Origin of the sequence: Myxococcus sp. AM011 (genome assembly GCF_013372595.1) — a bacterium.
Lineage (GTDB): Bacteria > Myxococcota > Myxococcia > Myxococcales > Myxococcaceae > Myxococcus > Myxococcus eversor.
The window spans coordinates 1-26,738 of record NZ_JABXEM010000152.1 but is presented as its reverse complement, the minus strand read 5'-3'; the positions used below and the strand labels follow the sequence as shown (position 1 = coordinate 26,738).

At 67.9% G+C, this 26,738-nt stretch carries 33 protein-coding genes and 1 pseudogene; 28 read left to right on the top strand and 6 right to left on the bottom strand.

The window, feature by feature from the left end; all coding sequences use genetic code 11:
- From HUW62_RS28255 to HUW62_RS28200, 12 genes are all read left to right on the top strand, one after another.
- Positions 1 to 764, top strand: a 764-nt coding sequence (locus tag HUW62_RS28255; protein WP_217911593.1) for a phage tail sheath family protein, incomplete at its 5' end; no start/stop codon positions are given.
- Between the two features lie 3 nt (positions 765 to 767).
- Entirely contained in the window at positions 768 to 1,418 is a 651-nt protein-coding gene (locus HUW62_RS50080; protein WP_368670493.1) for an HNH endonuclease, read from the top strand.
- Positions 1,419 to 1,421: 3 nt separating this feature from the next.
- The gene (locus tag HUW62_RS28245; protein WP_141593132.1) at positions 1,422 to 1,883 is read left to right on the top strand and encodes a phage tail protein; all 462 of its coding nucleotides are present in this window, start codon (positions 1,422 to 1,424) and stop codon (positions 1,881 to 1,883) included.
- Between the two features lie 234 nt (positions 1,884 to 2,117).
- Positions 2,118 to 2,891: a hypothetical protein gene (locus tag HUW62_RS28240; RefSeq protein WP_176436163.1), complete on the top strand. Its 774-nt coding sequence runs from the start codon at positions 2,118 to 2,120 to the stop codon at positions 2,889 to 2,891.
- A complete protein-coding gene (locus HUW62_RS28235) occupies positions 2,888 to 3,079 on the top strand; it encodes a hypothetical protein (protein WP_139915186.1) in 192 nt (63 codons plus the stop codon). The genes HUW62_RS28240 and HUW62_RS28235 overlap by 4 nt, the downstream gene beginning before the upstream one ends.
- 3 nt (positions 3,080 to 3,082) lie before the next feature.
- Complete coding sequence (locus HUW62_RS28230; RefSeq protein WP_176436162.1) at positions 3,083 to 5,776, top strand: phage tail tape measure protein; 2,694 nt, start codon at positions 3,083 to 3,085, stop codon at positions 5,774 to 5,776.
- A gap of 14 nt (positions 5,777 to 5,790) precedes the next feature.
- Positions 5,791 to 6,303 carry a peptidoglycan-binding protein gene (locus tag HUW62_RS28225; protein WP_176436161.1) on the top strand — a complete coding sequence of 171 codons (513 nt, stop codon included), beginning with the start codon at positions 5,791 to 5,793 and terminating at the stop codon, positions 6,301 to 6,303.
- On the top strand, positions 6,303 to 6,644 hold the full coding sequence (locus tag HUW62_RS28220; RefSeq protein WP_176436160.1) for a hypothetical protein: 342 nt from the start codon (positions 6,303 to 6,305) through the stop codon (positions 6,642 to 6,644). The genes HUW62_RS28225 and HUW62_RS28220 overlap by 1 nt, the downstream gene beginning before the upstream one ends.
- Positions 6,641 to 7,924 carry a phage late control D family protein gene (locus HUW62_RS28215; protein WP_176436159.1) on the top strand — a complete coding sequence of 428 codons (1,284 nt, stop codon included), beginning with the start codon at positions 6,641 to 6,643 and terminating at the stop codon, positions 7,922 to 7,924. The genes HUW62_RS28220 and HUW62_RS28215 overlap by 4 nt, the downstream gene beginning before the upstream one ends.
- Positions 7,925 to 7,933: 9 nt before the next feature.
- Positions 7,934 to 8,512, top strand: coding sequence for a phage baseplate assembly protein V (locus HUW62_RS28210; protein WP_176436158.1), 579 nt, complete (start codon positions 7,934 to 7,936; stop codon positions 8,510 to 8,512).
- Positions 8,513 to 8,520: 8 nt separating this feature from the next.
- Positions 8,521 to 9,195, top strand: a complete 675-nt coding sequence (locus HUW62_RS28205; RefSeq protein ID WP_176436157.1) for a hypothetical protein — start codon at positions 8,521 to 8,523, stop codon at positions 9,193 to 9,195.
- A gap of 10 nt (positions 9,196 to 9,205) precedes the next feature.
- On the top strand, positions 9,206 to 9,592 hold the full coding sequence (locus HUW62_RS28200; protein ID WP_176436156.1) for a GPW/gp25 family protein: 387 nt from the start codon (positions 9,206 to 9,208) through the stop codon (positions 9,590 to 9,592).
- Between the two features lie 55 nt (positions 9,593 to 9,647).
- Here the strand turns inward: HUW62_RS28200 and HUW62_RS28195 are convergent, their stop codons facing one another.
- Entirely contained in the window at positions 9,648 to 10,514 is an 867-nt protein-coding gene (locus HUW62_RS28195; protein ID WP_176436155.1) for a hypothetical protein, read from the bottom strand.
- A gap of 868 nt (positions 10,515 to 11,382) precedes the next feature.
- Between HUW62_RS28195 and HUW62_RS28190 the strand changes: the two genes are divergently transcribed.
- Genes HUW62_RS28190 through HUW62_RS28170 form a run of 5 tightly spaced genes read left to right on the top strand, consistent with a single transcriptional unit; the run spans position 11,383 to position 15,880 of the window.
- Complete coding sequence (locus HUW62_RS28190) at positions 11,383 to 12,912, top strand: baseplate J/gp47 family protein (protein ID WP_176436154.1); 1,530 nt, start codon at positions 11,383 to 11,385, stop codon at positions 12,910 to 12,912.
- 1 nt (position 12,913) lies between these two features.
- Complete coding sequence (locus tag HUW62_RS28185; protein WP_176436153.1) at positions 12,914 to 13,429, top strand: hypothetical protein; 516 nt, start codon at positions 12,914 to 12,916, stop codon at positions 13,427 to 13,429.
- 7 nt (positions 13,430 to 13,436) lie between these two features.
- Positions 13,437 to 14,132 (top strand): hypothetical protein, encoded by a 696-nt coding sequence (locus HUW62_RS28180; protein ID WP_176436152.1) that lies wholly within the window; start codon positions 13,437 to 13,439, stop codon positions 14,130 to 14,132.
- Positions 14,133 to 14,137: 5 nt separating this feature from the next.
- Positions 14,138 to 14,533 carry a hypothetical protein gene (locus tag HUW62_RS28175; protein ID WP_176436151.1) on the top strand — a complete coding sequence of 132 codons (396 nt, stop codon included), beginning with the start codon at positions 14,138 to 14,140 and terminating at the stop codon, positions 14,531 to 14,533.
- A 9-nt stretch (positions 14,534 to 14,542) separates the two neighbouring features.
- The gene (locus HUW62_RS28170; RefSeq protein WP_176436150.1) at positions 14,543 to 15,880 is read left to right on the top strand and encodes a phage tail protein; all 1,338 of its coding nucleotides are present in this window, start codon (positions 14,543 to 14,545) and stop codon (positions 15,878 to 15,880) included.
- A gap of 5 nt (positions 15,881 to 15,885) precedes the next feature.
- Here HUW62_RS28170 and HUW62_RS28165 read toward each other — a convergent pair whose 3' ends face one another.
- Positions 15,886 to 16,371 (bottom strand): hypothetical protein, encoded by a 486-nt coding sequence (locus HUW62_RS28165; protein ID WP_176436149.1) that lies wholly within the window; start codon positions 16,369 to 16,371, stop codon positions 15,886 to 15,888.
- Between the two features lie 410 nt (positions 16,372 to 16,781).
- Here HUW62_RS28165 and HUW62_RS28160 point away from each other — a divergent pair, with 410 nt between their 5' ends.
- The 11 genes from HUW62_RS28160 (at position 16,782) to HUW62_RS28110 (ending at position 23,974) form a co-directional block, all read left to right on the top strand.
- A complete protein-coding gene (locus HUW62_RS28160; RefSeq protein WP_176436148.1) occupies positions 16,782 to 18,692 on the top strand; it encodes a hypothetical protein in 1,911 nt (636 codons plus the stop codon).
- 10 nt (positions 18,693 to 18,702) lie between these two features.
- Positions 18,703 to 19,140: a hypothetical protein gene (locus tag HUW62_RS28155; RefSeq protein ID WP_176436147.1), complete on the top strand. Its 438-nt coding sequence runs from the start codon at positions 18,703 to 18,705 to the stop codon at positions 19,138 to 19,140.
- 140 nt (positions 19,141 to 19,280) lie between these two features.
- Positions 19,281 to 19,577: a hypothetical protein gene (locus HUW62_RS28150; protein ID WP_176436146.1), complete on the top strand. Its 297-nt coding sequence runs from the start codon at positions 19,281 to 19,283 to the stop codon at positions 19,575 to 19,577.
- A 71-nt stretch (positions 19,578 to 19,648) separates the two neighbouring features.
- On the top strand, positions 19,649 to 19,873 hold the full coding sequence (locus tag HUW62_RS28145; RefSeq protein WP_176436137.1) for a hypothetical protein: 225 nt from the start codon (positions 19,649 to 19,651) through the stop codon (positions 19,871 to 19,873).
- A gap of 114 nt (positions 19,874 to 19,987) precedes the next feature.
- Positions 19,988 to 20,605: a DUF2924 domain-containing protein gene (locus HUW62_RS28140; protein WP_176436145.1), complete on the top strand. Its 618-nt coding sequence runs from the start codon at positions 19,988 to 19,990 to the stop codon at positions 20,603 to 20,605.
- A 175-nt stretch (positions 20,606 to 20,780) separates the two neighbouring features.
- A complete protein-coding gene (locus tag HUW62_RS28135; protein WP_176436144.1) occupies positions 20,781 to 20,966 on the top strand; it encodes a hypothetical protein in 186 nt (61 codons plus the stop codon).
- A gap of 275 nt (positions 20,967 to 21,241) precedes the next feature.
- Complete coding sequence (locus HUW62_RS28130; protein ID WP_176436143.1) at positions 21,242 to 21,580, top strand: hypothetical protein; 339 nt, start codon at positions 21,242 to 21,244, stop codon at positions 21,578 to 21,580.
- A gap of 291 nt (positions 21,581 to 21,871) precedes the next feature.
- Positions 21,872 to 22,825, top strand: coding sequence for an amidoligase family protein (locus HUW62_RS28125; RefSeq protein ID WP_176436142.1), 954 nt, complete (start codon positions 21,872 to 21,874; stop codon positions 22,823 to 22,825).
- Between the two features lie 86 nt (positions 22,826 to 22,911).
- Complete coding sequence (locus tag HUW62_RS28120) at positions 22,912 to 23,352, top strand: gamma-glutamylcyclotransferase family protein (RefSeq protein ID WP_176436141.1); 441 nt, start codon at positions 22,912 to 22,914, stop codon at positions 23,350 to 23,352.
- Positions 23,349 to 23,738, top strand: a complete 390-nt coding sequence (locus HUW62_RS28115; protein WP_176436140.1) for a gamma-glutamylcyclotransferase family protein — start codon at positions 23,349 to 23,351, stop codon at positions 23,736 to 23,738. Before HUW62_RS28120 ends, HUW62_RS28115 begins: the two co-directional genes overlap by 4 nt.
- A gap of 5 nt (positions 23,739 to 23,743) precedes the next feature.
- Positions 23,744 to 23,974, top strand: coding sequence for a hypothetical protein (locus tag HUW62_RS28110; RefSeq protein WP_176436165.1), 231 nt, complete (start codon positions 23,744 to 23,746; stop codon positions 23,972 to 23,974).
- A 156-nt stretch (positions 23,975 to 24,130) separates the two neighbouring features.
- Here HUW62_RS28110 and HUW62_RS28105 read toward each other — a convergent pair whose 3' ends face one another.
- The 4 genes and pseudogenes from HUW62_RS28105 to HUW62_RS28095 all read right to left on the bottom strand — a co-directional run.
- Positions 24,131 to 24,937: a hypothetical protein gene (locus HUW62_RS28105; RefSeq protein ID WP_176436139.1), complete on the bottom strand. Its 807-nt coding sequence runs from the start codon at positions 24,935 to 24,937 to the stop codon at positions 24,131 to 24,133.
- Positions 24,938 to 25,300: 363 nt separating this feature from the next.
- A complete protein-coding gene (locus HUW62_RS28100) occupies positions 25,301 to 25,492 on the bottom strand; it encodes a hypothetical protein (RefSeq protein ID WP_176436138.1) in 192 nt (63 codons plus the stop codon).
- Positions 25,493 to 25,814: 322 nt separating this feature from the next.
- Positions 25,815 to 25,946 (bottom strand): hypothetical protein, encoded by a 132-nt coding sequence (locus HUW62_RS49000; RefSeq protein ID WP_255203685.1) that lies wholly within the window; start codon positions 25,944 to 25,946, stop codon positions 25,815 to 25,817.
- Positions 25,947 to 26,491: 545 nt separating this feature from the next.
- Positions 26,492 to 26,738: pseudogene (locus HUW62_RS28095) on the bottom strand (HEAT repeat domain-containing protein); the annotation flags it as partial.

Here is a 26,738-nt window from a genome sequence, read left to right as displayed (position 1 = left end):
TCCTCGACTCGCCCGCGGGCTACAGCGCCACGGACATCGTCTCCTACGTCTCGCAGGAGGCCGCCCTCGAAGGGCTCTCTGAGCACGCGGCCCTCTACTGGCCCCGCGTCAAGGTGCTCAACCCTGCCCGCGGCGTCTTCGGCAACCTTGAGCAGCTCGTCATCCCGCCCTCCGGCATCATCGCCGGCGTCTTCGCGCGCAACGACGGCGCGCGCCCCGGTGGTGTGTATGAGGCTCCCGCGGGCATCGAGGCCGGGCGCATGTTCGGCATCCTGGGCTTCGAGTCCAAGGAGTGCCTCGAAGAGAAGAAGCGGGACATCGTCTACCCCCGCCGCATCAATCCGCTCACCACCGGGCCCGGCCTGCCGCGCTTCATCGACGGCAGCCGCACGCTGAAGGCGGCCGGCAACTTCCCCTACGTCGCCGAGAGGCGCGGGGTGTCCTTCATTGAGAAGTCCCTACGTGCTGGACTCGAATTTTCGAGGCACCGCAACAACACCGAAGGGCTGCGTGCCCAGGTGCGGCGCACCATTGCGGCCTTCCTCCTCGCCCAGATGAAGAACGGGGCCTTCCGCAGCCAGGAGCCAGCCAAGGCCTTCTTCGTCGACGTCTCAGACGCCCTCAACCCGCCGTCTGTCGTCTTCGCCGGCAAGCTGGTGGCGCGCGTGGGGCTCGCCACCAACAAGCCCGCCGAGTTCATCGTCCTGCGCATCGCCCAGGACACCCGCGCCCTCGAGGCCGAGCTGGCCGGGGCAGGGGGATGAAGGATGGCTGCCTCTGGCTCCAATCTTCAGCTCGGCGACTTGGCCACCGTTGGGCCACCGCGCTGCGCGTGTGGCTGCGGAGGAGCAATCACGATTCGCAGGGCCCATAGGTGGAAGGGAATACCGAAGTTCATCCATGGCCACTACGTGCGAGTGCATCCGCCGGGCAGGAAGCCGGAACTCGAGACGTGGGTAGCGGAGCATCAGGGGCAACACTTTTGCGCGTGCGGATGCGGTACGCCCATCGGAATCAAGAAGCGTCACCGACGCCAGGGCATCCCCAAGTACCTTCGCAATCACGTCCCACACCCGAGCCCGGGAGAGGGGCCCAGCCATCCCTCCTATCTGAAAGACCGCTCGCTCCTGAAGACCCGTGGCGGGAACAACTTCACCTGTGCAGCAAGACGAAGAATCGCCGAACGGGACGCGGGGAAGTGCGTGCGCTGTGGCCATGGCCGCCTGCTTCAGTTCGACCACATCGTCCCGGTGTTCATGGGCGGCGGCCCTAATGCAGAAAATGGACAGCTTCTCTGCAAGCTTTGCCATGGGCTCAAGAGTCAATACGAGCAAGCAGTGCGAGACAACGAAGCCGATGCCAATCGACTCGCCCGATGCATCGACGCGTTCTGGGTCCATACATTCGAGAGGAAGTAGTCTATGGCCATCATCGGACAGCCGCGCAGCTTCCATAAGCGCTTCAAGTTCCTCTGTGAGGCTGACGGCCTCGGGCACTCCGGTTTCCAGAAGTGCAGCGAGTTGTCCGTCGAGGTCGCCAACGTCCAATACTTCGAGGGCGGCAGCCTCATCCCCAACAAGTCCCCTGGGCGCCTCACGTTCTCCGACGTCACCCTCGAGCGCGGCGCCACGCAGGACCATGAGCTTTTCGACTGGTTCCAGGACGTCGTCCACACCACCAGCGGCCTGGGTCTGCCGGACAGCCTCTACAAGCGCAACCTCGACATCGTCCAGCAAGACAGGGACGGCACCACGCTGCGCCGGTGGAGCCTCTCCCGCGCTTGGCCAGTGAAGTTCGTCGCGGGTGAGTGGGACAACGAGTCCGATGAAAATGTCATCGAAAGCGTCACCCTCACCTACGATTTCTTCGAGCTGGCCAAGTAGACCTCAGCCAGTCACGTACTCTCCATGAGTGCCGCACCCTGGCGGGCGCCTGACATTGCGCAGAGGCGCCCGCTCAGCCCATGAGCTGGCGAACTTCGTCAAGAGCGTGGCTTCGGCGCAGCGTTCACAAAAGTCCTCGCTCGTCCCCCAGTGTCCCCTGCCTCGACTGGGTGCCGCGTCTGTCGATGTCCCCGATTTGTCGTCCGAGGCCTTTGTCCTTTCCGGAGGAAGGACATGGCGGACACCATTTCGTGCCCCTCGGGGCTGACGGGCCGCATCCGCGGCATGAAGGTGCGCGAGGAGCGGATTCTCGCGGACAGGAAGCTGGCGAAGAGCGGCGGCCAGGTGGATGAGCTGCTCTCAGCGTGCTGGGAAGAGTTGCTGGAGGCGGGCCCCTACGCCTTCGCCGCTGGGAAGGTGGATTGGGGCCAGGTGCTGCAGGGAGACCGCTTCTTCGCCCTCCTTCAAGTGCGCGTCCTCACCTACGGCCCCGAGTACGTCTTCGCCGTCCCCTGTCAGGCTGCCTCCTGCCGAGCCCGCATCGACTGGGAGCTGGATTTGACGCAGCTCCCCGTGCGCGCCCTCTCGGACGCCAGCCGCGTGGCCTTCACGGCTGGCAACCGCTTCGAGACGACGCTGCCCGACGCCGGAAAGCGCGTGCGCTTCAGGTTGCTGACGGGGGAGGACGAGCGGCGGCTGCCGCAGCTCCAGCGCGCGGCGCCCGAGAAGATGCTGTCCTCCGTCCTCGCCTACCGGGTGCTGGACGTTGACGGCGTGGATGCGCGCGACAAGCGCCGCTTCCTCGAGGACCTCACGCTGCGTGACGCCGACTACCTCGTCGACGAGTTCGACCGCGTCGACTGCGGCGTGGACACGACGCTCGAAGTCGAGTGCCCCGAGTGCTTCATGCGCCAGGAGGTGGAGCTCCCTTTCGACCGGGGTTTCTTCCTTCCGGGGCAAGCCCGGACAGCGAGGCGCCGGGAGCGCTCCACCTCTTCCCCGGCGTGACGCTGGAGACGTGGCGCGAGGGCCTCTTCCAGTTGTGCTGGCACCAGCACGGAGGCAGCGGCCTCGCAGCTCCCCTCGGTGATGCCCTGGAGCTGCCCACCTCGGACAGGGACTGGCTGCTCGAGCGAATCGGCCAGCAGCGCGCCCACGAAGCCAAGGCGCTGGAGAAGGCCGCGAAGCGGAGGTAGCGCGTGCTCAACAACCTCGGACTGGGCTTCGTCTTCACCGCACGGGACTTGGCCTCCGGCGTTTTCACCCAGCTCGAGGTCAACTTCACGCGCCTGGACAGGCGTGTGGGGTTGGGCACCGCGCGCATTGAGGGCGCATTCCAGCGGCTCGGCGTCGCCATGGCCCTCTTCTCGGCGGGCGCCGGCACCATTGCCGCGTCGTTGTCCCTGGCCAACACCGCCGGCCAATTCGAGCAGGCCGTGGCGGGAGTGGCCGCTGTCTCTGGCGCCTCGGCCGAGGTGCTTGGGCAGCTCCGTGACGCGGCCATCGAGGCAAGCCTCGCCACGCAGTTCACCCCCACCGAGTCCGTGCTGGGCCTTCGCGAACTCACCCAGGCCGGCTTCACCGCCGCTGAGGCGATGAAGCTGCTGGAGCCCGTCCTGGATTTGGCCGGTGGCTCGCTGGGGGAGCTGACGCCCCAGGGCGCCGCAGGCTTGGCCTCCCAGGCGATGAAGGCCTTCGGCATCTCCACCGACAAGGCCGCCCTCTCCGTCGACCAGATGCTCCAGGCCGTCAACGTCTTCGCCCTCAGTGCCAATGAACTCCCCCTGGCCCTCGGCACCGCCGCGCGTGGTGCGCAAGCCCTCAACCAATCCCTGCCCGAGACGCTCATCGCCCTGGGCCTCGTCAAGAACGTCGTCCCCGGCGTGGAGCGCGCCTCCACCGCCGTGGCCGTCGCCATGGAGCGAATGGCGGATCCACAGGTGCAGAAGCACCTGCGTGGACTGGGCGTCGCCGTCACCGACTCCAAAGGCAACTTCCTCAGCTTCCTCGACATCCTCGACAAGCTGTCGCCCGCCCTTGAGCGCATGACGGCAGCGCAGCGCTCCGCCTTCCTGTTGAAGGCCTTCGGTCGCGAGGCGCTCGGCGGTGTGAATGCCATCCTCACACAGTTCAGCAACGGCATCCGCAAGGACACCGGCGAAGTCGTCCGCGGCGCCGCGGCCCTCAAGCACCTGCGCGACGAGTTCGAGAATGCGGGCGGCACGGCCAAGGCGTTCCGCGAGCAAATGCTGGACACCTTCGAGGGGCAGAAGACGCTGCTGGCCGGCAACCTGGAGACGCTGGCCATCGTCCTCGGGGAGCCCTTCAGCCAGGTGTTGAAACCCCTCGTCACCCTCGTCGCCAGCGCGGTGCAGCAGGTGCTGGGAGTCTTCCAGGCGTTGCCCGGCCCGGTGAAGCGCGCCTTCGCAGCCTTCGCGTTCGGAGCTGGCGCCATCATCACCCTCGTCGGAGCTGTCATCGCCGCGAAGGTGGGCCTGGCGCTGATGGTGGTGGGCCTCAAGGTGCTGGGCCTCACGCTGGGCGGCCTCCTGGCCACAGTGCTTCCGGCCGTGGGCGCTGTCATCCTCCTGGGTGTCGCCGTGGCTGGCCTCGCCTACGCCTTCCGTCACAACCTCGGCGGCCTGGGCGACTTCGCGCGGCGTGTGCAGGAGCAGGTGACGCTCGCCTTCCACGGCCTCGTCCAGCTCTTCGAGGACGGAGGCTTCTCAGGCGCGGTGCGGGAGGAGCTTGGCCGGGCGGAGAACGCCGGCCTGAAGGACTTCCTCATCAACCTCTACCTGTGGGGCCATCGCCTCCACAGCTTCTTCTCCGGCATCGCCGACGGCTTCTCTGCTGGCCTGGAAGCCGCGCGCCCCACCCTCGACGCCTTCCAGGCGACGCTAGGGCGGGTGGGCGCAGCGCTGGGCTTCCTCTCCGAGAGGGACGACGCGGCCACAGCCGCCGCGAAGTTCGCTGCATTCGGCGCCTCCGGGGCCACGGTGGGGCGCGCCCTCGCCCGCGTCTTCGACTTCGTCGTCTCGGCCCTCACGGCTGCCGCAGAGGTGGTGGAGGGCCTAGCCGGGCAGTGGGGCTACATGAAGGCCGGCGTCGACGTCCTCCTGGGCAGCCTGGCGCACCTCGGCCGCGTCCTCGGTGGAGCCCTCTCGGGCCTCCTGGGCACCAACTCCGCCTTGCAGCAGGGCAGCAGTGGGTGGGCGCTCATGGGAGAAGCCATCGGGTTTGCCATCGGCAACATCACCACCGTCGTGGGCGTGTTGGTGTCTGCGGTCTCCCTCGCGGTGTCCGTGGTGGGGGGAGTCCTCAACGCGGCCCTGGCGGCCTTCTCCGGCATCGTCGACGTCTTCTGGGGCGTGGTGATGACGCTCAGTGGCATCCTCACCGGCGACTGGGCCGAGGCATGGACGGGGATGCGACTCATCGTCTTCGGCACGGTCGACGCCATCTCCGGCGTCCTCCTGGAGCTGGTGGGCGCCATCCTCGGTGTGGCGGACGCGGTGGCGAGTCTCTTCGGCAAGGACACCGGCCTGCAGCAGGCGCTGCGGACGGCCCGACTGGGTCTCCACCGGGACTTGTCCGTCGCCTTCGGACTCGAGGACTCCACTGGCAACTCCGCCATACCCGCGTCCGTCGTCTCCACGGCTTCGCCCACCTCGCCGGGGGATTGGCCCCTGGAGTCCTCGTCCATGCCGGCGGTGGCCGCCCTCCAGGCCTCGCTGCCCCAGCCCGAGCTGCTCTCTTCGCAGCCAGACGCGCCTCCCGCCGCGCCCGTCCTCGTCAGCGTGCAGGTGGACGGAGAGGTGCTTGCCCAGGCCACGGCGCGCGCCGAGAGGGACGCCGCCTCCCGCAGCTTCTCCCCCATGGCGTCTTACTGAAAGGCAGGCCCCGCGTGTCCTTCGCTGCTGGCCTCGCCCGTCCTCCTCGCTGCGTGCTGGTGAATGTTCTCACCGGCGAGGCCATGGAGTGCCTCTTCAACCCCACGCAGCTCACCGAGAAGTGCCAGGTGAATTGGAACCGCCTGGCCGTGCCGGGCCTCTCCCACCAGGTGCTCCAGTTTCAGGGCACCTCCAACCGGCAACTGGCAGGCGTGGAGTTCTACCTCGACGCCTTCTTCGCCACGCAGCAGGCCGACACGTCCAACATCATGGCGTTCCGCGCCTTCCTCCGCGCTCTCACCGTGCCCCCGGCCGGTACCGAGGGTGTGCTGGCGACGGCGCCACCGCGCGTCCTCGTCCTCTGGCCCGGCGTCCTCACCGTGGAGTGCGTCGTCGCCAGCGTGGAGTTCCAGTACCGCCAACTCGCCGTCGACGGCCGCGTCCTCGTCTACACCGCCACCGTCACCTTCGAGGAGGTGTTGGACACGCGCGTCACCTCCGAGCAGCTCCGCCAGGAGGTGCCGTAGTGGCCCCTCACGCCGGCAGCCGATACTCCTTCTCCCTCGGCCTCCGGGACGAGGCTGGCCACCTCTTCCTCACCGAGAGGGTCCCCTACGGCTTCCAGCCGCACGCGGGCACGCGCGTCCACCTCGTCGCCGAGGGCGACTCCCTCTGGGGCCTCGCCGGCCGCTACTTCGCGCCTCTGTCTCGCGCCTGCGGCTTCTGGTGGGCCATCGCCGACTTCCAGCCGGAGCCACTCATCGACGCGACGCTGGAGCTGGAGGCCGGGCGGCGCCTCTTCATTCCTTCGCTGCGCGTCCTCACCGACGTCATCCTCAGCGAGCAGCGGCGGAGGGCTGGCGAATGACTCGGCCCCTCGACAGGACTGCGCCTGGCGTGCGCGTCACGCTGCTGGCACACGAGCGGGCCCGCGGCGGCGAGCCCCTCTCCCTTGAGGGCCGCATCCTCGGTCTCACCTTCGAGGACTCCGCGACGAAGGCCGACAAGCTGTCCCTCCAGTTGGACAACTTCGACTTGGCCCTCTTCGACAGGGCGGAGCTGGTGGGCGGCACGGTGCTGGAGGTGTCCTGGGGCTACCCGGGCCTCATGGCGCCGCCGCGGCGAGTGGTTGTGAAGAAGCTGAAGGGCTTCCAACTCCTCACCGTCGAGGGCCAGGCCCTCAGCGCCCTCATGCACCGCGAAGCGAAGACGCGCACCTGGAAGGGCAAGACGCGCGCCCAGGTAGTGCGCGAGGTGGCCTCCGAGCACGGCTACGAGGAGGACTCCATCCACGTCGAGGACACCGGAGAGTCCTTCGACACCATCCACCAGGCCGGGGAGACGGACGCGAGGCTCCTCCGGCGCCTGGCCGCGCGGGAGGAGTTCCAGTTCCACGTCGACGACAGGGGCCTCACCTTCGGCCCGCGCAACCAGGCCGCCGCGCCCACCCATGTGCTGTGGTGGTACGCCGACGCAGGCCGGGGCGACATCCTCTCGGTCAACGTCGAGTCGGAGCTGGGCCGCCGAGTGGGCAAGGTGGACGTGCGCGGCCGGGACGCTCTGGCCAAGAAGAACATCGAGGCCCAGGCGAGCAGTGGCACCGTGGAGCGCACCACCCTCGCGGACTTCCTCGAGGTGGTGGACAAGCGCACGGGCATCACGTCGCTGCAGCTCCGCAACAGCACCACCAGCGTCCAGCCCACCTCGGCGTCGACACCTGCCCAAGCCCAGCGCGAGTCCGAGGCCCGCTTCCGACGCGCGGAAGCCGGCACCGTGAAGCTGTCCCTTCAGGTGGTGGGCAACCCCAGCTTGCGCGCGAAGTCCGTCGTGGAGGTGCGCGGCATCTCCAGCTTCCTCTCCGGGAAGTATTACGTCACCGAGGCGAAGCACGTCCTCTCCTCCTCCGGCTACACCACGGACTTGAAGCTGTCGCGTGACGGCACGGGGCAGCGTCAGCAAGCCAGCGCCGAGAAGCAGGGCCAGCCCCAGGGTGGACAGCCCAACACCAGCGCACCCGAGACGACTGGGGCACTGAAGGAAGTCGAGGCCTTCGAGAGGGACACCGGCACCCGGTACATCGAGTACCGCCGTGACGGGCAGCCCATCGGTGTCGAGGACCCGGAAGCCGGAATGAGTCTCCCCAGGTAGCGAGCCACCATGAGCACCTTCGACGACGACATCCTTGCCCATGACACGCGCCTCCTCGGCATGTACGTGGGCTACGTCACCCAGCGCGACGACGGGGAGCAGCTCGGCCGCGTCCGCGTGTGCATCCCCGGTGTCCTCGAGCCCGAGTCCGCCTGGGCCTGGCCGCTGGGCACCTCCGGGGGCGGCGCCAAGGACACGGGGTTCTTCGCGGTGCCGCACGTGGGCGCCGAGGTGGCTGTCTTCTTCAATCAGGGCGACGTCGACGCCCCCTACTACCTCAGCGCGCACTGGGGGAAGCCGGGCGGTCAGAGCGAGGTGCCCGAAGAAGCTCAGGTGTCGCCACCCGACAACCGCGTCCTCGCCACGCCCACCTTCCGCGTCGAGTTGGACGAGTCCGCAGGCCACCGCAAGCTGAAGCTCACCAACCGGAAAACGGGCGACTGCCTCACCTTCGACGCGGAGGAGAACACCGTCACCCTGGAGGCCACTACCGCCCTCACCCTGCGCGCGGTGGGCGCCATCTCCCTGGAGGCGGCCCAAGTCACCATCGCCGGGCGTGTGGTGCGCCCCATCGCCGAGCCAATCTGAGGACGCCCATGGCGCTGCCCATCTGCATCCACATCCCCCCGCTGCCCGAGGCGCCCACGCTCACCCTGCCCGGCGGCGCCACCCTGCAACACCACCAGCTCCTGCAGGCCGTCCAGCCCGCGCTCGCGCCGCTCACGCCCCTCTTCGACATCATCGGCGCGGTGCTGGCCCTCGTCGAAGTCGTGAAGGCGATACCTGACGCGCTGGGGCCTCCGCCGGACCCAACAGCCATCGCCGCGGCCCTGCCGAAGCTGGCCGAGAAGGTGTCCAAGCTGCTCCGCCTCGTCCCCCAGCTTTCGGTGCCACTCGCAGTGGTGGGTGTCATCGACATCGTCCTCGGCGAGCTGGGCCATGCCCGTGGCCAGCTCCTCCACCTGCAACTGCGCCTGTCGAGCGTCGCGCAGGCCCGGCTGCGCGCCGCCCAGCTTGGAGACGCGGGACTCCTGGCGGTGGCTGGCTGTGCGGAGGCCAACGTCGCGCAGGAGGCCGCCAACGTCGGCAAGGCCCTGGCCGCCCTCTCCCAGCTCATGGCCCTCCTCAACGTCCTCCTTGGCCTGGTGGGCGGCCCCCAGGTGCCGGACTTCTCCAGCCTTGAGGGGAGCGCGCTGGAACAGGCAGTTGCGCCCCTCGACGCCATCGTCCGCACGCTGCAGCAGGTGCGCGCGGCCATCCCCATTCCATGAGGAGAACGTCGTGAGTCGAGCGCCCCAGAATCTCCTCGTCCCCTTTCGCAGAGACCGAAAGCGCGACTTCGCCACGGGCACCGGGGCCGAGCTACTCGCCTCGAAGGTGCGGCAAGTGCTGCTGACGGAAGGCGCCACGCCTCATTCCACCGGCGAGCTGCCCTGGCGCACCAGCTTCGGCGCGGGCCTCTCGCGCCTTCGCCACCAGCGCAACGATACGGTGCTGGCGGAGCTGGCGCGCGTGTACGTCCGTGACGCGCTCGCGCGCTGGCTACCTGGCGTTCAGCTCGTGCAGGTTCGCGTCGAGCAGGACGCAGCCGCACTGACGCTTCGTGTACGCGTGCGCGAGGGTGACACGACGGCGGACTTCGACGTTCCCCTCCAGCGGGGACCTTGAGTCGCGAGTAGCAGCCGTGCGTCCACCTCACGCCGAAAACGCTGCTCATGTCCTGCTACATGCTCGTCAAACACGACTCGTGTCCTTCAGGCACGAGGGCGATCTGCCCCTTGTCGTGAATGTCCCAGCGCAGCTTCGGACGCCCGTTCTTGGTCTCCCTCACGAAGGAGGCATAGGCGAGGACAATCCGGTCTTCCTCCCACACGGAGCGGAACTTCGGCACCACGCTGTGCTTCACCCAGAAAGCTGCAGGGGAGCGGTCACGAGTGCGGATGTTGAGCCAATTCATCGCATTGCCATGGCTGACGCTATGTAAACGGCCCCACCACAGCATTGGTTCGCTTCCATCGTCCGCACCGTCAATCAGATGGATGGGACGGATGAAGTCGCGAAGTCGCCCCCCTGTCGCAAAGGGATTCTCGAGCAGGGAGGGCAGGCTGTCCGCGATCTGCTGAACAGTGACCCGGGCGCTCGAGCGCGAGCGTGCGACTCCTGAAGCGACGCGTGGCCGAACCATTTTGCGTTCATGGTCGAGAGCAGGGCCCACCTCTCCACCCATTCCACGCGGTGCTTCGCGGGCTGGCAGCCAAACGGGTACCAGCGTCGTCTCTGGCCCGGAAACAAAGGACGGGCGTCCTGATGGAGTGGCGCCGCGCTCCGTAGCGTTGGCCTTCGATGGACGCTCGGCACATGGAACATGGTCGTAGCCAGGGTAATGCGACAGTCGCGCTACGCGGCCACCGAGTGTCCGCACCCCGTCGGTGGGCGACCTGTAAACCGGCACGCCACACCGGCCGCAGAAGCAATTGTCGACGTGCTTGGTGCCGATGTCCTCAATCAGGAGGCGAGTTCCCCGAAGCAGCACCTCGTCAGGCGTGTGGCGTCGGAAGTCGAACGTCGGGCAGAACCACGCTGCATCCATGCTGGAAGGACTCCTCACGTCGAAGGGAATTCGCACGCCAGTTGCTGCACCCCATCCTACCCTCGGTGGAAGCATTCCCCCTTCAGATAGGTCGGGAAACCGCGCTCAGAGGGGCAGATGCCCCATCCAGACGGACTGACTTACGGGGCTTGGCTGAAGCGAGCGAGGAGCGCTTTGACCCTGCTTGAGTGGCTCAACTTTGCTTCGTCGCACCGGGCCGACCCAAGCCATTGTCGGACCTCCGCCGCAGGGGCAGGTGCTGCCAACTGAATCAACTGGCCTCTTCGTGTCCGAGCCGCTTCGACGAGTTCCTGCCCGAACTCGTGGTACGGCCGAGGGCTGTGCAGCCGCCAGAGCCTCCGAATGGGGAGCGCAGTGCCCCACCGCTCGACCACATCTGGATACTGGCGAACCATCTCCGGGTTTGCGATCTCGCGTGTGGAGGCGTTCGCGAGCACCGCCAGAGTACAAACAGCAAATACCCGACCGCATACCTCAGCGGGGACCGGGCCTGCGATTTCCACGGGCTTGAGAGGAATGGCTAGAAGGACCGGATCACCAAGGTGATAGCGGCGACCTGCCTCGGCTGCATCCTGAGCCCGTGGGAAGGCTAGAACGCCCCATTCTTCCATGTCCGTCGCATAAACGTGCTTGAAGTGGATCGTGCCATTCGGCTTTATGTCCACGACGTATCCTCCGCCTGTTCGCAGGTGTAGAGCGACAGCAAGCTGCTGACTTACGGGACTTTATTGAATCGGGATAGGTACTGAAGTGCTGGAACCACGCATAGGAGTAGCGTGGCGGCTCCCGACTCGAATCGCCATCACCATGTCCCCTGAAGAAGTGGGTCCAAGGCCTTTGTCTCCCGGTGGAGGCCTTCGCCGACGTGCCACTTCTTCCCGCGTCCACCGACTACACCCACCGAGACTTCGACGCCCTTCGCGCGCGCCTCGTGGCGCTGACGAAGAGCGTCTTCCCTGACTGGAGCGACTTCGACGTCGCCAGCTTCGGCAACGTCCTGCTGGAGATGTACGCCTTCATCGGCGACGTCCTCAGCTTCTACCAGGACAACCTCGCCCGTGAGTCGCGCCTCGCCACGGCCACCCAGCGCCGCAACGTCATCGCCCTGGCGCGCATGCTGGGCTACCGGCTTCACGGCGCCCAGGCGGCCACTGCCGAGGTGGAGCTGCGCTTGGCCCAACCTCCCGCAGCCCCCGTCACCTTCCCCGCCGGAACCGTCGTCCGCACCCAGGAGGTGACGGAGGCCGTCCGCTTCCAACTCCTCTCATCCGTCACCATTCCAGCCGGCGCCAACCCGCCGCGCGGTCTCGCGGTGGTCGAGCACTCGAAGACGCACACCCAGCTCTTCGACGCCCGCGGCCTCGCTGACTTCGAAGCGCACCTCGACTTCGCGCCCTACCTCGACGGCACCGCCCGCGTGTCCACTTCCCAGGGCGCCTTCAGCGAGGTGGACACCTTCCTCAACTCCCGCGCCTCCGACGCCCACTTCCTCGTCTCGGTGGATCAGGGGGACAGGGCCACCGTCCGCTTCGGAAACGGCGTCAACGGCCTGCCGCCCGTTGGCACTGTGGCGGTGGTGTACAAGACGGGTGGCGGCTCGGCCGGCAACGTGGACGCGGGCCGCCTCGTCGTGTTGGAGGGCAGCTTCCGGGACGCCCACGGCCACGCGGTGCAGGTGTCCGTCCACAACCCCGCCCCCGCCTCGGGCGGCGCGGACAGGCAGACGGTGGCCTCCGCGAAGTTGCTCGCCCCCGAGAGTCTCCGGGCCCTGACGCGCACCGTCTCCCGCGAGGACTTCGAAATCAACGCCCGGCGCCTACCCAGCGTGGCCCGAGCGCTCATGCTGACGTCCAACGAGGACGCCACCATCGCCGAGAACGCCGGCATCCTCTACGTCGTGCCCCAGGGCGGCGGAGTGCCCACGCCCGCGCTCAAGGCCCAGGTGCTGCGGCAAGTCACCGAGGTCTACCCCTGCACCCTCACCTTTCAGGTGAGCGTCCAGGAGCCGGTGTACCGGCGCGTGGACGTCTCCGCCCGCCTCTTCCTGCGCCAGGGCGCATCGGCCTCGGACGTCGCCACGCGTGTCCGCCAGGCGCTCGCAGTCCATTTCCGAATCAGCGAGCCGGACGGCACGCCCAACCCGCACATCGACTTCGGCTTCAACCTCAAGGACGCAGAGGGGAGCCCCGCTGGCGAGGTGGCCTGGTCGGACGTGTTCAACGTCATTCGTGATGCCCCCGGAGTGCGGAAGCTGGGCGACGCGCGAATGGACCTGACACTCAACGGCCTGCCCGCGGATGTGAAGCTGGCGGTGCGGGAGCTGCCGGTGCTGGGCAGCGTCACAATCCAGGATGGGGACACAGGGAGGCTGCTCTGACATGGCGCTCCTCAATCCGAGCTTCGAGGACGCGGGGGCCTGGCCCGGCGAGGCGGCGCACTGGACACTGACGGTGGTGACTCGCCTCGAAGCCCTGGCGGGCTTCGGCGTGCCAGAGGAAGCGTGTGAGGGCTTCGAGCGCTGGTACGTGTGGCGCGCCGCCCTCTCCGACGTCCCTGTGGCCCTCGCCTTCTTCTCCGGCCAGCGCGAGGGCTTCGAGGCCTTCTCCCGGGGCTGGGACAACGACGGCTTCCTCTTCGAGCTGCCGGCCGCGCAGCTCGTCCCGCACCGCTTCGAGGGGGGCGTCGTCGAGACGTGGGGCCAGGGCCCCGTCCTCACGGACTGGGTGGCCGTCACCTCCGTGGAGGGCCTCTTCAAGGACTCGCCACGGGAGGAATTCGACCACGAGGCGTTCGCCTGGCGCTGGGAGGACGTGACGGCGCGCGGGGCCCTCTTCAACACCACGCAGCCCACCGAGGACTTCGACACCGGGTGGCCTCTGGCCGCCACGCAGTGAGGACACCATGGCACTCGCAGACTGGACTTACCTCAATGGCGGACTGGACATCGCCACCGTGGACAGGGGCGTGACGGCGGGCATCGCCCGTCCCCCGGGCGGCGGCACCTTCCTCTTCGCCTTCAACTCCCTCTCCGCCGTGCAGGGCGCAGTGGGTCTCTTCGCCAACCTGCAGGACTTCGCCCCCATGGCCAAGGGAGGCAGCATCCGCGGCTGCGTCCAGCGCGGGCCGGGCGGCGGCCCCACCGGCTTCTCCCCCTTCCTCTTCCTCTGCGGCCAGGGCACCTCCGTCAACGACTCCGCCTACCTCCTGGGCCTCTCCGACGATGAGCCGCACCGAGTGGTGCTGCGCAAGGGCGCGGTGGCCACGGGGCTGCCCGACGCGGATGGGCCCGGTGTCTTGCTGAAGTCCTCCGCCAGCTTCACCCAGGGCACCTGGCTGCACCTGCGCCTGGACGTCATCGTCAATGCCAACGGCGACGTCGTCCTCAAGGCCTTCCACAACGACTTGGCCTCGCACCCGCTCGGCACGCCTCCCGACTGGAAGCCCGTGCCGGGCATGGCCGACTTCATCGACGACGCCCTCGGCATCAACTCCGGCAGCCAGCCCCTCACCTCGGGCCGCGGAGGATTCGGCTTCACGGTGAAGGACGTCACCCGCCGCGCCTATTTCGACTCGCTCGAGCTGTCCCGACAGGTGTGACGCCCATGGCCCTCACCGCCTTCACCAGTCGCCTCGGCCTGGGCCAGGGGCGCATCCGGCCCCAGCAGGCAACACCCGCCTCGGGCGAGTACCTCTTCGTCCTCGGCGACGAGGAGCCCGGGCGCCGATTCGAGTTGGCCCCTGGGGACTTCGCCGAGGTGACGCAAGCCGTGGACGTCACCAGCGTGGACCTGGTCCGTGCCGCCTTGCGCCTCCGTGTGCCTTCAGCAGCCCCGGCGGGCCTGGCCTGGGAAGCGTCCCTCGTCGTGGGCGGGGTGAAGTACGCCCGCTGCCTCGGGCGCCCCGGCCGCGAGCGCCTCGTCACGGACATGGCCGCCAACGTCTCCAAACTCTCCGGCGTCCACACGGTGGGCGTCCACCTGGAGCTCGTCTCCCCGTGAGGAAGCCCCATGGCCACGGTTGAGCTGCCCACCCTCTACGTCGACACCGTCTCCCTCTTCGCCGAGACGCGCCGCCCCCTCCTCCTCAACCGCGCTCCGGGCCCAGGGGAGGAGGACGTCCCCGTCGACTCCGTGCTGAGGCTGGAGCTGGTGGACGTCGGAGTGGACGGCATCGCCCGGGCGGCCACACGCGTCTGGGTGGGTGGAGTCCTCGCATTCGAGGGCGGCGCCAGCGCAGAGGTGACGCCCGCCTTCGCTGGGCCGCTGGCGGAGGTGACGCAGACGGCGGACACCTTGCGCGTGGTGCTGCACCCGGCGGTGCCGCTGGCCAGCCAGGCCTCCGTCTCCGTGCGCGTCGTCTCGGCCACGGCAGGCGGCGCGCACCTCCTCGACGAGACGTACACCTTCATCGTGGAGGACAGGGTGGCGCCCCGTCTCGTGGGTGCCCAGGCCCTTGCGCCGAAGTCGGTGCGCCTCGCCTTCGACGAGGACGTGCGGGTGCCGCCCTCGGCGCGCTTCGCCTTCACGCCTCGCGGCGCGCCCGCCGTCCCAGTCGCTTCCCTCGAGGCTGCGGCGGACGGCCCCCTCGTCCACCTCGTCCTCGACACGGAGCTGACGCCAGACGTGGTGTACGAAGTGCGCGTGGAGGGCGTGACGGACGCGCACGGCAACCCGGTGCTCGCCCCCTTCCACCGCGCCACCTTCGCGGGCTTCCGTCCAGCCCGGCCCCCCACCCGGAGCTTCCAGCTCTGGGACATGCTGCCGGGCCACAACCGCCGCGACGACGTGACGGGCGACCTGCACCGCTTCATCTCCTGCCTCCAGGAGGTGACGGACTTGCTCCTCGCGGACTTGGACGCGCTCCCCGACGTCTTTGACTTGGAGCGCGCGCCGGAGGCCTTCCTGGACGCCATCCTCCAGGACTTGGGCAACCCCTTCGCCTTCGAGTTGGACGTCCTCGCACGGCGCCGCCTGTCCGCCATCCTCGTGGACATGTACCAGCAGAAGGGCACCGCGCTGGGCCTGCGCAACGCCATCCGCTTCTTCCTCGGCATCGAGGTGAGGGCCATCTCCCCCTTCGCCTCGGACACCCTTGTGCTGGGCGAGTCCGAGCTGGGCGTGGACTGGGTGCTGGGCCCCTCGGAGCGCTTCGCCCGCTACGCCTTCAACGTCGAGGTGGAGCGTCTCCTCTCGCCCGCGGAGCGCCAGCGCCTGCGCACCCTCGTCGAGTACCTCAAGCCCGCCCACACCCACTTCGTGGACTTGGTGGAGCCCCTGCCGCCCATTCTCCCGGAGCACTGGGAGCTGGGCCTCAGCGAGCTGGGCGAGACGACGACGCTGCACTGAACGACTCACAGGAACGGGTACTCCGGGTCTCGGATGGCCACGAGGCGAACTGTCCATTCCGCATGGCCCGAGGGCTCCTGCCCGGTCCCCAGCTCCAACGTGTAGTTCGGCAGCTTCCAGGACAGGGAGAACTGCCGTGGATCCTGCCCCTCCACCTCATCGGAACCGAAGTGAGAGTCGACACTCGCTGGGCCATAGCGACTTTGCAGAGGGCCGACGAGTGCGTCGAAGACGGCATGCCGCTCCCGCTCCAGTCGCTTCGCGCAGTCGGCGAACCCCTCCGGAGTTTCTGGACAAGTCATCGCCGGGTTGTCGATGTACTCAATGACGAGCACGCCCGTGGGCGCACCGCCGCGCCGCAGCAGTCGCACCCTGGCGTCTCCGAAGGGCATCAGCCGGGCTCCCTCCAATTTGAGCATGCCGAGGGTGTCGGGCCCCTGGGAATCGAAGTCACGGTTGTAGATTTCGGCTTTGGGGAAGTAGGTGCGCAATTCCGCTTCAGTGGAGTCCCACGTCACCGGACCAAAGAACTCAGGGAGTGGCTCGCCGGCCGCACCCGCCTCACGGAGGCGCGGAGCACTTCGACAGGCGCAGAAGACAGTGAGGACGGAGAGCCACACCCCTAGAAACAATCGCGTTCGCATGAGGGACAACCTCGATTGAGCCCTCGTCACCGTGACGTACAGGGTCATGCCGACTCCGCGCAATGCAGGAGGGATGCCACCAACAAGAGCCGCGCAGCCCCAGCGCTGCCTTGCTGGCTCCGTGAATCGCCCGAGCCCTGACACACGCAGAGAGGCACGTCCGCCCAGAGAAGTTCCATCGGCCGACGCAACTCTGCGAGCGAATGTCCCCTCCGCACTTGGCCCCAGGCCTTTGTCCTCTTCAAGAGGACAACACCATGGCCAACCGGCTGGATTTTTTCTTCAGGCAGAAGGTGACGGAGTCCGAGTTGGACCTGGCCTTCGCGCAGTTGGAGCAAGCGGACAGAAACCTCGCCTCGGACTTGGGCGTCCACGGCGTCATCTCCGGGGCCGTGCCCGCGCCGCACTCGCCCGTGCCCAACCTCACCATTGACTTGACGGCCCCGGGCCGCGCCTACGACAACCTCGGCCAGCGCATCTTCTTCGGCACCGGGCAGACGGTGGACTGCGCGGTGGACGTCTCCGGCATCCCCACCGACGTCTCCACCTCGGGCAGCGAGCGTTGGGTGGGCATCTTCCTGCGCTTCACCCGCCTGCTGTCCGAGCCGCGCACGGACGGCAACTCCCAGCAGGTGTACTTCCGCCGCGACGAGTCCTTCGAGCTGGTGGTGCGCCAGGCGCCGGAGGGCCCCGTCGGCCAGGCGCCCAAGCCCGCCCTCCAGCCCGACGAGCTGCTGCTGTGTGACGTCCGGCGCCGCCCGGGGCAGACGCAGATTCTCGCCACGGACTTGGACACCTCCCGCCGCCAGGCCTTCATCTTCGCCCGGGGCACCTCTGTAGCCGTGGAGAGCGGCACGTGGGACGTCCTGAGCCCCAGCGCCGACACGGTGCAGGCGACGCTGGACTCGGTGGACGGCGAGTTCGCCGGGCACTACTCCGGCGACACCCGGAGGCATGAGGCCGGTGCCGTTGACTACGCTCCCCACGGCTTCCTCACCTCCACCACCGTGCAGGAGGCCGTGGACGAAGTCGTCGACAAGCTCTCCTCGGCCGCCGCTGGCACACCGGGCGCCTCCCGCGTGGGCGCGGACGCGGTGCCCGGCACCCCCAACCTCCTGCCGGCAGGTACCGTGGACGCGCAGCTCTCCTCGCTGCTGGGCTTCCTCAACGCCCACCAGGGCGCGGCCACCGGCGCCCACCACGCCAGCGCCATTGGCGCCACACCCCACGGCTACGTCAGCAGCACCAGCGTGCAGGCTCAACTCCAGGAGGTCGTCACCCGCCTCGGCGAGACGACGGCGAACAGTCCCGGCGCCTCTCGTGTCGGAGGAGACGCGCTGGCCGGGACGCCCCACTCCCTCCCTGCCAGCAGCCTGCGGCAGCAGATGGCCGCGCTGCTGGGCTTCCTCAACGGCCACGTCACCCAGGGAGCGGGGGCCCACGCGGCCTCCGCCGTCTCCGTCGCGGACACGGGCGATCTCCTCACGGCAGGCACCGTGGAAGCCGCCCTCGCCGAAGTCCTCGGGGCATTCAGCGGCGGGCACTTCCGCGGCAACGAGACGGCGACGGGCCAGCACAAGGCCATCCTCCAGCCCGTCCTCGGCGCCGGCCGCGTCCTTCTCCTCGACGCCCAAGGTGCGGGCGGCGCCGCCGCGCGGCTGCGCCTCTACGGCGACGGCGACTCGGTGTGGTTCACCCTCAACGCCGCCTGGAATGGGAGCGCCTGGGCCCGCGACACCACCGGGGCGGCGGCGGGCGGCTTCCGCCTCTCACGCAACGAGGCCGAGTTCCTCCATGACGCCAGCCTCACCGCCACCTTCGCCTCCTGGACGCGCACGTTGCGACTCCCGCTGAGTAGCACCGCCAGCAACACCTCCTTCGAGTTGGCGGGCAGCGTGCGCGAGGTGGGCCGGCTCGGCCTCCAGTACAGCAACAGTGACACCGCCGCGCACGACAACCTGTCCGGCGGCGGCTCGGTGACGTTCCGCAGTCGCTTCCCCACCGCGCCCTCCTCCATCACCCTCAGCCCCTACGCCTTCGCCGGAAGCTTCGTCGGCAATCCCACCGTCATGGTGCCGGACAGAGACGGCTTCGCCTTCTACAGCCACCAAACCCTCCCAGGCCTCGCCGCGACGTACTGGTTCGGCTCGTACACCGCTGTCGCGTAAGGGCGCCCCCATGGCCATTCACGAAGTCACCACCGAGGACGTACTTCAGCGCTGCGCCCGGTGCGGCAGCGGCAATCGCCTCTCCCTCGACACGCTGGAGGTCGGCGTCGCGCGTCGGGAGGACGTGGACGACAGCCTCGTCGAGCTCCCTCCCTGTCCCGCCTGCCGCTCCACCGAATTTCTCATCCGCGCCGCCGAGAGCGAGCCGGCGCATCCGGCGCCAGGGAGCTTCGGCCACCTGCACCGACTCCTCGTCGGCCATCTCCACGCAGAGCTCGTCCAGCGCGGACGCCTGCATACGGTGCTCAAGCCCAAGGGGGGCGGCGCCAGAAAGGTGGCCGTGCGTCCCCTGTCGCAGGAGGCTCGCGAGCGCTGGTTCCCGCAGGGCCTCCGAATCGCGGTGCCCGCCGACGAGCAGCCCCACGCCTCTGAAGAGTCCAGTCAATAGGCATACACTGCCAGCAAAACAGCCCCCCCTCGCCGCGATGCCTGGGGCGTCGCAAATCCCTCGTTCCTCGACTTGCTATACCCCCAAGACAGAGCATGCATGTCTTCACGCGCTGCCCACTGCGCGCCAGGGAGATACGCATGTTTATCGGCACTGACACCATCTACATCGGCAATGAAATCCCCGGGCTCAAAGGAAAAAAGGTCCGCATCTTCGCGGTGTTGCGCGGCAGCCTCCGCCCCGACGCCGACCCGGACGCGGACGACTACTACGTGAATGACAACGAAAAGCTGGCGCGCCTCGGGGGTGTAACGGCCGAGGACTGCATCGACGCGGCTCCCATTCACCCGGACGGAACCACCTCCTTCGTGCATGTCGACCCGCGCGCCATCGACCTGCAGTGCTTCGCGCATCTGCAAAAGCCCAGCGCACAATGACTTGCCATGCGCGCGAAACAGAGCGCGTATGTCTCACGCGCGCCACCCGAGGCGCACGAAAGGACAAAACAATGACACCCCGCAAGCCACGCACCGCCAACGCCTCGAAGCCCGCCCAGGCGCCCGCAGAGACCCTCGAGCGCATTGCGCGCGAGGAAATGAGCATCGAAACACTAGAGAAGCGATGGAGCGACAGCCTCGACTTCCACAACGTGTCGGTTTGGGGAGTGAAGGCTGCACTCGAAGCGGCGTACCAAGCCGGCCTGAACGCCGCCAGCACCGCCCGCAGCAAGTAGCGACTCCTCTCAACCACCCACGCCCCGCCCAGCGGGGCAGCCGCGCATGAGGGCCGCCGGGCCGCCCTCGTGAACGGCAGACGTGTACCCACGGTCCGGAAAGGAAACACCACCATGCCCCGTAACACCGCACCGAAGACGAAGAAGCTGGAGTCCATGAACCTGACGGCGCTGCGCGCCCGCTACCGCGAAGTGGTGGGCGAGGAGACGCGCAGCCCGAACAAGAAGTTCCTCATCCGCCGCATCGAGGAGTCCCTCGCCGCCCAGAAGCGGCACAGCCCCACCCGCCGGGCGACGGCCGCCGCCCCCAGCGCGCCTCCGGCGCCTGCCGCACGGGCCGCCACGTCGGACGAGGGCACGCAGCCTGCCAGCCAGTACGGGCGCTTCGCCGGCATGTCGCTGGAGGCGTTGCAGGCGAAGTACCGTGAAGTCGTGGGACGCCCGACGGGCAGCAGCGACATCCCCTACCTCAAGTGGAAGATTCGGGAGGCGGAGGCCGGACGCGTGCCGGTGGGCCCCCGTCCCGAGCGCGAGGTGAAGGTGCGCGAGGACGGCAAGCGCGTCATCCCCCTCTCCTTCGACGCGGAGGACTTGGCGGTCCTGGACAAGGCCTGGCGCGACGCGGGCATCCCGAGCCGGACTCGTTTCTTCATGCGCGCGGTCCACCGAGAACTCACGGCCATGGGCGCCACCGAAGCCGCCGCGCGCTTCGCCCCGAAAGAGGAGGAGTGAGGCCCGCACCCACTCACCTCAGCAGGACAACGAATAGGCCGAGAGGCCCTCCCACCCCGGACGCGCTCCGCCCCGTCATCCACACGCGAGGCGGGCGCCGACATCGCCGTGAAGTGAAACACCGCCCGAGACCTTCGGCCGGCCCCTCCTTCAACGCAGTCCCCACGGGAACAACATGAAGACACGCGAAGAATTGGAAACGATGACCGTCAAGAAACTGCGCCGCTACGTCATCGACACCGGAAACAGCTTCCCCTACTTGGGGGAAACCAAGAAGGCCGAGATCATCGACAGGCTGATGAAGATTCAAGCAGAGCGGGAGGGCACGAAGCCCGCCCCAACCTCCAAGGGAGCGCCCTAGCCGCAGCCCCTCGCCATTCGAGGGGCTTGCCGGGCTGCGACAGCCACGTCCGGCAAGCCACGCGGGCGGACCGAAACGGGGCCCGCGTGCGAACGCCATGCATCACCACGAGCCACACGCTCAATCAGAAGCAGCGCCCCAGTCCGAACACCAGCACCCCGGACAGCACATACCCCCATAGACAGCAGAGAGGACTTGATACACCCACCGACCAGAGCGTGTATGCCTTTCGCGACGGGCAACAAAGCACCGCGCAACTCCGCAGGATATCGACCATGAGCGCCACGGCCATCCCTACCTTCATCATCCCGGTCAAGGTTGTTGATTTCAGCAACACCGTATTGAAGCTGACCCTCGGCCAGAGCCGGCATGGCACGGCCCAGCCTCAACTGGACATCTTCCTTCAGCCCGGCGCCACCCACCGACAGGTGAGCGCGCTGCTCTATACCTTCGCCGCCAGCCTGGAGCTGAACACCCCTGCCAGCGAGCGGTGGATTGTGCAGACCGAGCGCCTCTCGGAGCCGAACCACGGCCGCATCTACCTGGAACTGGCCGAAGGCGACGAGGCCGAGGCCATGCGGGGTATGGCGCTCCTCAACACCCTGCTGGACTGAACGGAAGGGACAGGGGGAATCCGCGCCGCGGCACCGCGCGGGTTTCCCCGTCCATCCTCACCGAGTCAATTACACACACTGGAATTTCACTGCCAGCCGCAATCCAAGCGCCTGGAGCAGGCTCTACCCGTCGAGAGCGGACGCGAAACCCCGCGTATTCTCACGAACATTCCAGACACCCAAATCCGCCCTTCCGGCCGTCGAAGTGGACTTGCTTCATTCGCACACAGGAGCGTGTATGTGTTTCGCGACGGGCGCCACAGCCCCGCGCGAACGCGAGAGGCAAACTCCATGAAGACGCTCCGATTTGGAATTGAGATTGAGACGGTTGGCGCCAGCCGCCAGAAGCTGGCCCACGCAATTCAGGGCGCGGTGGGCGGGCACATTTCCGGCGACTACCGGGGCTGGCAGGTGACGGACACCCAGGGCCGCGCCTGGAAGGTGGTGCCAGACGGTTCGCTGAGCGGGGGTGAGTACAGCGGCGAAATCGTCTCCCCCATCCTCACCTACCAGGACATGGAAGCCTTACAGCAGGTGGTGCGCGCCGCGCGCGAAGCCGGCGCCCGCGCCGACGCCTCCACCGGCATCCACATCCACGTCGACGGCAGCCGCTTCGATGCCAAGAGCGTCACCAACCTCGTGAAGATGGTGCACAAGCAGGAGCGCCTCCTGGAGACGGCCCTCGGGGTGAGTGCTACGAGGCTGGCCCGATACTGCCGGCCCATCGACGCGGCCTTCATCCAGCGACTGGAGGCCCGCCGCCCGCGCACCCTGCAGGAGGTGAATGAGGCTTGGTACGGGCGCCGCAACCTCGCGCCGCAGCGCTACGACTCCAGCCGCTATCACGGCCTCAACCTCAACAGCCTCTTCTTCCGGGGCACGATTGAATTCCGCTACTTCAACGGCTCGGTGCACGCGGGCGAGGTGAAGGCCTACGTCCAACTGGTATTGGCCCTCGCCGCCCGCGCCCTGGCCTCGAAGGCCGCCTCCAGCAAGCGTCGCGACTTCAACCCCGCCACCGCGAAGTACGACTTCCGGGTGTTCTTGCTCCACCTCGGCCTGATTGGAGAGGAGTTCAAAACGGCGCGCCTGCACCTTCTCAAGCACCTGGAAGGCAGCGCCGCCTGGAAGGGCCAGCGTCGCGACGGGCGCGGGCCGGGTGGGGAAGGAACGCCCGGTAGCGAAGGCGCGCAGGGCGGCAGCGGCAGCGCCCAGGGCGGCACGAACGAGGCCCTGGCCGCCTGAAGCGGACTCAACGCCAGGGCCCTTCGGGGCCCTGGCCGACACGGACAACGGCGGGCCGTGCGCCCGCCCTCAACGCGAGTAACCCCATGCTCTACTTTGCCTACGGCTCCAACCTCGACAGGACCCAGATGCGCGCGCGCTGCCCCGGCGCCACCGTCGAAGCCCGCGCCACCCTTCCCGGCCACGCCCTGGTGTTTGGCGGCTACAGCCGCCGTTGGGGCGGCGCCGTCGCCAGCCTCCAGCGCGTGCGCGGCACCCACGTCGAAGGGCTGTTGTACCGCCTCACGCCCGAGGATTTGCGCTCCCTCGACGCCTTCGAGGGGCACCCCTTCGCGTACCGGCGCGCCACCCGGCTGGTGACGGACAGGGCCGGCCTGCGCCGCCGCGCGCTGGTGTATCTCCAGCCCGAGGAAGACTTCGAATCCTGGCCCCCCGCTGGCCGCTACTTCCGCGTCCTCTGGCACGCATACGGGCGCCTGGGCTTCAACCGCGCCGCGCTCGCAGGCGCTCTGGATGGTGCGGCGTGAAGCGCGCTTCAACTTCGACGCGCGTCTTCGTCTACGGAACGCTGCTGTCCGGCGAGCCCAACCACCGCCTCCTGCGCGGCGCACGCATCATCGGACCAGCGCGGACGCAGCCCCGCTTCACGCTCCACGACTACGGGCCCTTCCCTGCCCTCGCCTCCAGGGGCAAACACGCCGTCGAGGGAGAAGTGTACGAAGTCGACGCGCTCATGCTGGCGGCGCTCGACAGGCTCGAGGGGCACCCTCGCTTCTACGAGCGCACGTCCATTGCCCTCGACGACGCCGGCCGCGTCGAGGCATACCTGTTTCCCAAGGGGCGGTTGGCCGGCCGCCCCATCATTGAGTCCGGTTGCTGGCGTCGACACCTACAGGAGAGGAAGCCATGGTAATCGTCATGCGCGACGAGCGTGTCCTTCAGGGCACTGCCGTCCAAATCGTGAAGGGAATGCAGGACATCGCCTTCGGTGTGGAGCGATTGTCCTTGGGTGAGTACATTGACTGGGTGGTAGCCAATGCCCAGCGATTCGAGTCCGTCGCGCTGCGCGTGCAAGGTGAAACCGACGAGGAGAGGGCCGCCTCGCTCGTAGATGAGATGGTGCGCGAAGGCCTGGCGACGCGGCAGTGAGCACGGCTGGCAGGGCATGCCTCTCAGGGCATGCCCATGCGGCCCAGTACCACTTGAACACTTCGGTCCTTATTCGAAGGAAATCCTCCCTCGGCGAGCGCCAAGCGCCCCAGGAAAATGACCGGGTGGTGTTAGGGCTGTCCAGACGCCGGGCGCTCACTCGTCAAAGCGGGAGAAGTCGAGTTCGTCACTAAAGACGGAGATCGCCACGCCATCCTTCTCGCAGAACAGGGCGATGTCCTTCCAGAGATGCCACCCATCATCGTCAGCGATGCTAACGGCCGGCTGGCTAATGATGCCAGTACTGTGGGGGTCCTCGATCTTGTCGGGTCCACCAAGGCCATAGTTCTCAAGCTGCTGCGCCAGGGTGAAAACCATGTCCCGACTGAGCCCGAATGCGTCCTGCAGGTCACTGGTGAGAATTTTGAGCTCACCGTGCTTTGGGTTCCAGACCACCCCGGTGTTCCGCATCTCGTGAGCACGCATCGAAATGGCGCCGAGGAAATGGCGAACATTCGGTGGCACCCGGCGCAGTCGCTCAAGGTACTTGTTGAGGCGCTCTACCGTCTCCAGGAGGTCTTCGTCGCTAATGCCCCACCCAGGCAACATGTTCAGGCGCTTCAGGTTCCGGACGCCTTTGGGTCGTACCGCCTTTGTCCGGTCCTGCATCGACTCCAGAATGGCGCGCTCGGGGTGGGAAAACCTGCCTTCATGGTCCACCTTCATCTTCCGCAACTTCTCGACCGTGTACGTCGCAACGTCATCTGTCACTTTGTGATGTGCGTGGCACATCAACATCAAGTTCGAAACGTGGCGTCGCTGAGGTGGCGTCATCGCAGGATTGTGCCTCTCCCCTCCCGACTCCGCTGCCTCGATGTGGCACACCTCGCCAATGAACACGCCCTCGGCATTCATCATCAGGTGGCCGCAGCTCGGGAAGGCGCACATGTTGCCAGAGAACAAGAACAACTCTCGAAGTGTCTTCGATACAGGGTCGAGTCGAGTAGGTTTTTTGGCCATCGTGGGCCGGAGCATAGCGATCTAGGCTCGGGCCGCCGAGCCCGGTGCGATAGGCCTTCACTCGGTGACGTTCCTGAGTCGCTCAGTGCACGCCGAGGAAGACCTCGCTCAGAAATGACCGTAATGACTAGGTAATGCTATTAGGCCCCTTCGCGGCTGTCTCACATGCGCGGGGGAGGTGCTCCCGTAGTACGTGGTGCCCGCTACTGCGGAGGGGCAACTCTCTCACGCCGCGAACAACCCACTCCGGCAGTGCTTCCTGCTCCGGGGTGTGAGCGCACGACGAGTCATTCGCCTCCACCAGCATCAACGCATCAACGCATCCTCGGCGCCCAGCGCGTGCAGCGCCGCGGCCTCTGCCGTTCGGTACTCCGCCTTCGCCCTGGCCATCCGCGTCCGCGATTCGGCACTCCCGTCCATCGTCGCGTATGCTCGCTGCAACGCCACCTCCACCCGCCGCAGTTCTTCTGCGAGGGCCTCCCGCTCGCTCATCGTCATCCGCATTCCCCACAGCACGCGACGTGCCAGTTCGCCGGGCGACGCATGCCAACAACCATTTCCGTGAGGTCACTTCGTATTGTCACAAGAGGCGGGCGCTCCCTCCCTCCACTCAAGCACTGCTCGACTACGACACATGCCCAGAGGATGGTAATCATCACCCGCCGTCCCAACGCGCATTCGCCCCGAATACACAGCAATGCAAGCAAAGCCACACATGCCCAAAATCCCACGCGCTCCTGTTTCAAAGGCTCACGGCACATCCTCTTCCATGGGAGAGCCGCTCCGCTCGTCCGCTCCGAAGTCCACGGGCTCTCTTGATTCAGCCTTCCGCGCCGCCCTTGATGAGGAGCTGGCGCGCCCACTCGCCAGCCTCGTCGCGAGACTGGCCGGGGTGGCGAGGCGCCTCGCCCCGGGGCCCCAGCAGGAAGTGTCGCGCCAGCGCCCAGGCCACGACGCGCGGCCTCCGCCCCTCGCTCAACCGCAGCGCCAGCCCCCGCTCCCGCCTCCCGCGCCTACGGCCCGGGCATGCGCCGTCATCGGCTGCCAGCGCCCACACGTCAGCCAGGGATACTGCGGAGCGCACTACCAGAAGCGACGCCTCATGGTGGCCTCGGGCCGCCTGCATGCCGCGTGGGTGGAGGGCGCCGCGCCCCACAGCGTCCCCGACTTCATTCTCCCGCGCGGGCGCAGGCCCAAGGCCGACACCGCGCCTGCTACGCCACCGCCCACCGTCAACCCCGCCCCTCGCATGTGGGTGCGAAAGAAGGGGCACACCGCAGGGGCAACCAGGGCGGACGGCACCTCCGGCCCTGGGAAGCCAACGCCTGCCGGGAAGCCGCCAGCGAGTCACCTTCCCTCGGATGGCGAGCGCGCCAAGGCCACCGCTCAGCGCTGGGCCAGCGAGTTCCGCTCGCGGACGCGGCGCGGCTGAAGCGCCCCCGCACGCGCCAGGCCCCCTCCTGCCTCGGGAAGGGCGCCCTTTCCCGTGCGGTGGCATCAGGGCCGTCCGTCCGGTTCGACGGGGGCCAGGCGCCCGTCCCTCGTGACGCGCACCACGTGGGCGGGTGCGAAGGTGCCAGCGCGGCCACACACGGTGGCGTCGAGTCGCTGGTCCGACGTCCCCACCACGAGGTCTCCCGCCTCGTCCAGCGCGTATGCCATCGGCGCACCTGGGAGAGTCACCCAAGGGATGGCACGCCACCGCCCCTCGGACGCGTCGACACGCACCAGACTCCCCGCGCCG